The 6,907-nt window shown below is 37.4% G+C and carries 7 protein-coding genes; 3 read left to right on the forward strand and 4 right to left on the reverse strand.

The window, feature by feature from the left end; genetic code table 11:
- Window positions 1-258: 258 nt before the first annotated feature.
- Both repM and AK824_RS13255 read left to right on the forward strand, forming a co-directional pair.
- Window positions 259-1,215: a replication initiation protein RepM gene (gene repM, locus AK824_RS13250; protein ID WP_057762714.1), complete on the forward strand. Its 957-nt coding sequence runs from the start codon at window positions 259-261 to the stop codon at window positions 1,213-1,215.
- Window positions 1,216-1,320: 105 nt separating this feature from the next.
- Entirely contained in the window at window positions 1,321-2,169 is an 849-nt protein-coding gene (locus tag AK824_RS13255; protein WP_057762717.1) for a hypothetical protein, read from the forward strand.
- Window positions 2,170-2,254: 85 nt separating this feature from the next.
- On the opposite strand, the gene AK824_RS13260 is transcribed toward AK824_RS13255, so the two are convergent.
- The gene (locus AK824_RS13260; protein ID WP_057762719.1) at window positions 2,255-2,887 is read right to left on the reverse strand and encodes an AbiV family abortive infection protein; all 633 of its coding nucleotides are present in this window, start codon (window positions 2,885-2,887) and stop codon (window positions 2,255-2,257) included.
- A gap of 56 nt (window positions 2,888-2,943) precedes the next feature.
- Window positions 2,944-4,620, reverse strand: a complete 1,677-nt coding sequence (gene mobQ, locus AK824_RS13265; RefSeq protein ID WP_057762722.1) for a MobQ family relaxase — start codon at window positions 4,618-4,620, stop codon at window positions 2,944-2,946.
- A gap of 201 nt (window positions 4,621-4,821) precedes the next feature.
- Between mobQ and AK824_RS13270 the strand changes: the two genes are divergently transcribed.
- Window positions 4,822-5,262, forward strand: coding sequence for a hypothetical protein (locus tag AK824_RS13270; protein ID WP_057762725.1), 441 nt, complete (start codon window positions 4,822-4,824; stop codon window positions 5,260-5,262).
- Window positions 5,263-5,653: 391 nt separating this feature from the next.
- Here AK824_RS13270 and AK824_RS13280 read toward each other — a convergent pair whose 3' ends face one another.
- Both AK824_RS13280 and AK824_RS13585 read right to left on the reverse strand, forming a co-directional pair.
- The gene (locus AK824_RS13280) at window positions 5,654-6,088 is read right to left on the reverse strand and encodes a hypothetical protein (protein ID WP_057762731.1); all 435 of its coding nucleotides are present in this window, start codon (window positions 6,086-6,088) and stop codon (window positions 5,654-5,656) included.
- 254 nt (window positions 6,089-6,342) lie between these two features.
- The gene (locus AK824_RS13585) at window positions 6,343-6,669 is read right to left on the reverse strand and encodes an ADP-ribosyl-(dinitrogen reductase) hydrolase (protein WP_227511244.1); all 327 of its coding nucleotides are present in this window, start codon (window positions 6,667-6,669) and stop codon (window positions 6,343-6,345) included.
- Between the last annotated feature and the right edge of the window lie 238 nt (window positions 6,670-6,907).

The following is a 6,907-nucleotide window of genomic DNA, read 5'->3' on the forward strand; positions in this document are numbered from 1 at the left end:
TGTCAATAATTAAAAAAAAGGTTTTTAATGTTTTTAATAGATTTTAAAGCTTTTAAGTGCTCTACATCACTTGCTATAAAAGGGCTTTATCGCCCATAAAGCTACGTCTATCGACCCATAAAGCTACGTCTATCGACCCATAAAGCTACGTCTATCGACCCATAAAGCTACGTCTATCGACCCATAAAGCTACAACATTGTACATATTGTAGCTTTATGGGTTATAGTGCTTGTATCATTTACTGTGGAAAGTACGAAATGAGCGATAAACAGTTAATAACTAAAGATAATAAATTAATCAGTGCTAGCTACTCTCTTGGCATACCTGAACAACGTCTTATTTTTTTAGCAATCATTGAGGCTAGGGAGCAGAGACAGTTGATTGATGCTAAAGGTGTTCTGCAAATTAGAGCAAAAAGCTACCAAGAACAATTCAAGGTAGAAAAGCATACTTCATATGATGCGTTAAAAAGTGCTACGAGTGGATTATTTGATGCTCATTTTGAATATGAAGATATTCACGAAAAAACAGGAAAGCTAGCTCGCCATGTAATTAGATGGGTGCAAAAAATAAGCTATATTGATGATGCTGGTATGGTTGAACTGCAATTTACAGATGCAGTTATTCCACTAATAACAAGACTCAGTAAGCAATATACTGAGTATGAATTAAAACAGGTTAGCGAGTTGCAAAGCGAATATTCAATCAGGCTTTATGAGTTGATGATGCAATGGAAAGCTGTTGGTAAAACCAACAAAATATCAGTTGATGATCTACGTAGGAAGTTAGGTGTTGAGCCTGAACAATACAAGAAAATGAATAACTTCAAGGCTCGAGTTTTAGACCATGCTATCAACCAAATAAACAAGCACACGGATATTCAAGCTGAGTATGACCAACACAAAGACGGACGCGTAATTGCAGGTTTTACATTCAAGTTTAAAGTGAAAAAAAGTAAAGAAAAAAATGCTTCTAAAGTTGAAAAAAGAGATGCTGATAACGGCGATATATTTACTATTGAAGGGTTAAATGATAAGCAGTTAGGGCGAATTGCTCGTAATCCTCAGTTTATTACCGACTATAATCACATGGTTAGTCCTACTAGTGCAGCAGGCCAAAGCGATAGTGGTTGGGAGTTTGAGATGATCAATCGCCTTAAAAAAGACGCTTCACAGTTTAAGAAGCGTCCAATTAGGGATTATTTAGATTATTGAGATAGATTATAAAATAAGCCGTCCGTCTGGCAACCTAAATGCGTTAGCAATCTACGATGATAGCGCTATATATATTTACGAAGAAATAGTAAAAGAGTCCTCCAAATGCAATCTTTTAAATATTTTCTATGCTCTGTTTTTGGATTTATATTATGTTTGATTACGGTAGGTATAATACCGCTTACACCATTACCCCCTGTAGACATAATAAAAATAACCGAAGACTCCGCAGCAACGATGGCGTCTTTGGCGACAGTTGCAATAGCATTCTTAACTGTTGTGATAGCTGGTGAAGCAAGAGCATCGCGATTTACTAAAGATAATCAAATGGAGGCCTTGCGTAAAGAGGGAATTAGCCCCTTTATTGAGATTTTCATAGAGCAATCGAAGAGTAATTTTCAGGTTTTTAATGTACGAGTCGAAAACGTCGGTAAAGGTATAGCCCAAAACATTTCGTTTGTTCTAACAGAAAAAGAGGAAGATCTTTCGAAAAACCAAAAATACTTACTAAAAGAGTTAGAGAAATTAAATTTTTTTAAGAATGGGATAAAAATTTTAGGAAGTGGGAAGGCTAGAAGTAGCTTTTTATTTACTACTTACGGACTGTACAAGGAGTGCGGTGAAAAGGCTTTTGAAGCTTGCTTATCATTCAAGGTGATATCTCATGATCATGAGGGTTTTGAGTACACTACCACTTCTATCATCGATCTTTCTGAGTTTAAGGGTATAACCCAAGTAGGAGAGGATGCAATTCAAGGATCATATAAGGCATTAAAGAATATTAGTGCCCAAATAGGTAAAATTGCAGATGGTAAACAGTTGAGTGTAAAAGTGTTTCAGCAAACCAAAGAAGAAAGAAAAATCCAAAGAGAAGTTGATAGGCAGATATATCAACATCTTAATCTTTCCACTAATCGCGTATCAAAATATATAAAATCTAAACTGAGTCGATAAATATCTAAAAACCCAGACCCAAGTCACGATAATGATTGAGCTACCGTTAAGCTGTATGGAGTTGATGTCAGTGGTCACGCTCTCTCTAATCAGATTGCTTCATATTTTTAAGGATAGTCTCCACTTTCATATAGAAATCATTAGCTTCGTCGCATATAGTCGATGCCTTTATAGTCATACCCCGAAATTCATCAACAAATATTTCAACTGCTATTAGCAAATGCTCTGCGGCTAGACTAGAATCTACATATTCTGATGGGATATGCAAACCATCATTATCTCGTGCAAAATATAGTGATTTCTCCCTCAGTGATGAATACTCCCCTGAACTATAACCTTCAAAAATTTCTTTAGCTCTATCAGCACCAATACTGTTAGCTATGCGGTTACCAATTAGATAAACAGGTGATATTGCAATTTTATGTTTCATACCATGGTTAAAAAGATGATCTTTTCTTCTTTTTACTTTTAGTAAATCCTTTTGTTGTGCTGCACGCATATACCCAGCTTTTATTTTGGCAATTTCTTCAAATATAGTGATGGATAAAAAAAGAGAGGGTGCAAAACTATCACTTTTCAATAAAGTATATGATGCGCGTATCAAATCATAAATGTGAGCAACAGCATCGTTATACTCTGCTTGACCATGTAAACCTGTATACCCATCTGAAAATATTACAGACGCTTCTACGGCTATGTTATTTCCGCTCTTCTGCACAATTTACTCTCTCTTATCTATTTTGTGACGAATATTAAATACAGGTAATTATGATTTCAGCGATCAATACCCTTATCAACTACATCTCTCTCTACTTCTGACCGTTGCAGCACCAACTGCTGTTGGCGCTGCTCTCTTAATACTTCAATTTGCTCTTGATCATACGCTGTTACTTCATCTTCTATGGCGCTGATATTCTTATATGCCATAGGGTTTCTACGGTGCTCGTCTGCATGAACTGCTTGTATAAGCTCTTTGGTTACACCCTGACTTTTTAAATCATCAAACGATGATTTAATGTCGTTATACTGCGCTACTTTCTTATCCAACTCTGCTTGCCACGCCTTTGTTTTAAAAGGATTCCATGGCTCATTATCTTTTAGTCGCTCTATTTCAGCATAGATAGGCTTAGCTTGCGCTTTTATCGCATCTAACTGGCTTCTATGTGCTTGCTGTGCCACTTCCTTGCACCTCTGCACAAAATCCTTAACCATTAGCCGCTTTTCGGCTATCTCATCGGCTTTATTTGGCGCTGTGGGCGCTTTAACGGCTTCTTGTGTGGCTTGTGGTGCTTTTGGCTGTTGAATTGGTTCTGTGGGCTGCTGTGTCGGCTCTGCTATACCTCTAGGTGCGGTGCTTGTGACTGTTTGATCCGCAGGTCGGACTTCGCTGTTATATCCTTGCCCCAATTCGTTGCTCTCGCTGCTACCAACTGGTGGTAATTCTCGTCTTCGCTCATTTGTATGGCGTTCAGTGCTGACCTGCCTATCCAATCTTGCACTAACTGGCTCGATTCTTTCTCGTTCTTGCTCATTATCAACACTCCTAATGGGTTCAGGCTCAGCCGTTGGTATTCCTAAATCATCAAAGGCTTGGTATAGCTTAGGCTGTTTTTCAGTAATGTCTCTTTTGACTTCGGGCAACCTACGTTTGATAAACTGTAGCTTGTTATGAAGCTCGGTTGCCTGTTTAAGCTGTTTGCTTAAAATATCGTTAATTTTCTCATTACTATTGGTTTCGAGAACCTTATTATATTTGGCTACTTCACGATTGATGTCGCCACGGTCTGTTTTTACGCCTTTACGCTCCAATGCACTAGCAGCCACGCCCATTTTAATGGTTGGTTCACGCTCTAAGCCTTGATCTTTCAGACTTCTATGGTCAATCTCTATCGCATACTCACGCAAATGCTCATTAGCAGTCTTTGCCCATTGTTCACGCCAATAAACCACCTCACCGCTTTTCTTTTCGTCTAGCTCACGAGTTTTCTTAGTAAAACCTTCTGGCTCTAATCGCCTTGTCGTTAGCATGATGTGTGCGTGTTGGTTCTCTTTACTCTTATACGAGCCTTTATCATCATGCAAATGAGCATCTACAGCACAGCCGTGTCTTGCTATGATCTGCTTGGCGAAGTCTTGCACCAGTGCAATACGCTGCTGTTCATTGAGTTCATTCGGTAATGCCACTTCAAACTCTCTTGCTACCGTACTGTTTTTGCGTTTCTCGGCTCTCTCTACCTCATTCCAAAGCTGCTGACGGTCATTTGCCCAGCTGGGTGCATTGGGTGGTAAAAATATCTCACTATGTATCACATCACGTTTTTTTGAATAATCATGGTCACGCCTTTCATGTTCGCAATGAATTTTTGCACCGGCACGATAAGCCACAGCAGCGGTAGCAGATTGACCGTTGCTGCGTGAAAATGTTTTGACGGATAAGTGATAGATCGCCATAACTTACTGATTCATTCCTTGTCATTTTTCAGCAGAAAAATGTTTTGGTTTTTAGGGGGTGCAGGGGGATTTCCCTTTGCCGCACGCAAACTATGCTAAGCTCACCGATAAGGGGAGTTTAGCATAGTTTGCATAAGTGCGCCCTTGCACCTCATTTATGCTACTATTTTTAGGTTTTATACAAGGGAAGGAGCTAGTTAGGTGTCTAAAATACAGAGGGAACTAGAAGATCAGTTAGCTAAGATGTTGGTTGACCGTGATAGTTTATTGGCTGAAATGAGATCGGTTCGGTCTGCTGTTAAGAAAGATAATCCAAAGAAGAATAAATGGCTGACTGAGATGATAGATCACCTTGATAAGCTAGATACATATATCACTCAAAATGAAAATCGAATACAAGCCATTAAGCAACGAAAGCTGTCGGCTAGGAGTAAACTCAATCGTAAGCAGGATAGTAAGCGAAAAATCTTAATGGGTGCTATGGTTGAGCGTTTGATGAACGAAGACAAAATAAGTAGAAGCTTTATTGTTGATGAACTAGATAAGTTTTTAACTCGTGATAGTGATAAGGCATTGTTTGCAGATTACTTCGATGACAATGCCCACAAAATTCCAAGTGAGGAGCTTATAACAAAATTATAGGAAGGGGTTTCCATAATGGTGATAAAACCTAAGTAAGCAACACTTATGATAGTGTTACCCACTTAGATTTTTGACACGGTTTTACCGAAAGGCTTCTTGATGTTTGGATACAGCTAAACAGGAGAAATATATTATTGTACCTAAAAATAGAATATAGAAACCCCATTCTACGATACTAAGATTGCTTGTCACGAGTGTACTAATTAGAGGAGTATTAGAAATAGTCACTACAAGCTTGAGATACATAAATGCAGATACAAATGCAAGTACTAGTCCAGCCATAAAAATATAGAACGGTTTTGGTCTTACACTTAATACGTGTAAGTGAAATTCTAACCATGAATCTAGTCTATTCAGCATTTTATAAGTATCCTTTTCCCATTCTATATATTTAACCGCACTGTTGATTACCTTCTTTCGCATGCAATTCGGCGTTTCTCTTCTTCATAGCTTCTAACTCTTCAGCTAATCTTCTATTATCAGCCATTGCTCTTTCTTTCTCATATATAGCTTCATTGTACTTTTTACGGTTTTCCGCATCAACAAACCTTTTTAAGACTTCTCTAGCTAATGTCTGATAGCCTAAGTCTTCAGCTTTTCCAATATTTTTCAGGTCTGCTATGAGTGTTTGTGGCAAACGGATGGAGATAAGTTGCATTTTACTATCTATACTTTCATCATCAGGCTCATTCAGTAAGTTCATTAGCTCATCATCATCAGCCTCACTTGCTAAGCTCGCAAATTCTTCATCTGCTCCTAGCTCACGATTTTCCCATTTGTCTGTATTTTCATAGAACTCGGCTAATTCGATCTCTGTATTTTTCATTTTTACACCTATATATTGTTCGTATATTGGGTATTAGGCTTAATCTCATATTTTAAAAAACTCTTCTAGTTTTAATTAAAATAATGCTTTTATATCCAGTTTTAGATACAACTACTCAATAGCTAGTCGACAGCATGAGGAGCTGTTTCACTAACACTAGCAACTTCATTCAAGTAGAGTGTATCTAGAATTTTCTGAAGCGAAACTTACATACCATTTGTATGTAAGTTTTTGAGGTAAGCTTAAATATACTACTAACTGTTGTTAGTGAATTTATTATAAATCGCTCTTTCTGTGGCATTTGGTTCATAGGCTGTTTTAATATGTATTTTTCGGGAGATCAACATAAAACAGACTTTTAACTCTCTACCTGTTCTCGTTTCTGCAATAAACCACCTTGTGTCTGGCGAGTTTGGTCGGTTATGCTTTTCACGATTTTCTACTAAAGTTCGAGTGGTTAAGTTATTGAAACACTGTTTAACTTCTTGTTCTGTAACGTCATGTTTACCTTTCAGTTTATCTAAGACATCATCTGAGAAATAGTATTTAGAACTTGATGTCTTTTCTTCTTTATCGCACACGGTCGCCTCACTTAATTAAATAGCATGATTAATTTAAATTAAATAGCGATGTGCCAATCAAGAATTAAATGAAATTTAAATCACTAGAAGTCTTATAACATAAGGAACCTTTGTGTTGATTTTTGGTTGAAATCCATTGCTAACATGCTTTCAGCCATCGCTAATATATATACAAAATGTATTATAGCTTATGTATATATGATCTGTATATACACAGTGTATATATAAGCTATAATAC

The sequence above is a fragment of the Psychrobacter sp. P11G3 genome (assembly GCF_001435845.1).
Classification (GTDB): Bacteria; Pseudomonadota; Gammaproteobacteria; order Pseudomonadales; family Moraxellaceae; genus Psychrobacter.

Bases quoted from the DNA above. Each gene is read 5' to 3' on its own strand.
- repM (WP_057762714.1), top strand. From the start codon at position 259: ATGAGCGATAAACAGTTAATAACTAAAGATAATAAATTAATCAGTGCT.
- AK824_RS13255 (WP_057762717.1), top strand. From the start codon at position 1,321: ATGCAATCTTTTAAATATTTTCTATGCTCTGTTTTTGGATTTATATTA.
- mobQ (WP_057762722.1), bottom strand. From the start codon at position 4,620: ATGGCGATCTATCACTTATCCGTCAAAACATTTTCACGCAGCAACGGT.
- AK824_RS13280 (WP_057762731.1), bottom strand. From the start codon at position 6,088: ATGAAAAATACAGAGATCGAATTAGCCGAGTTCTATGAAAATACAGAC.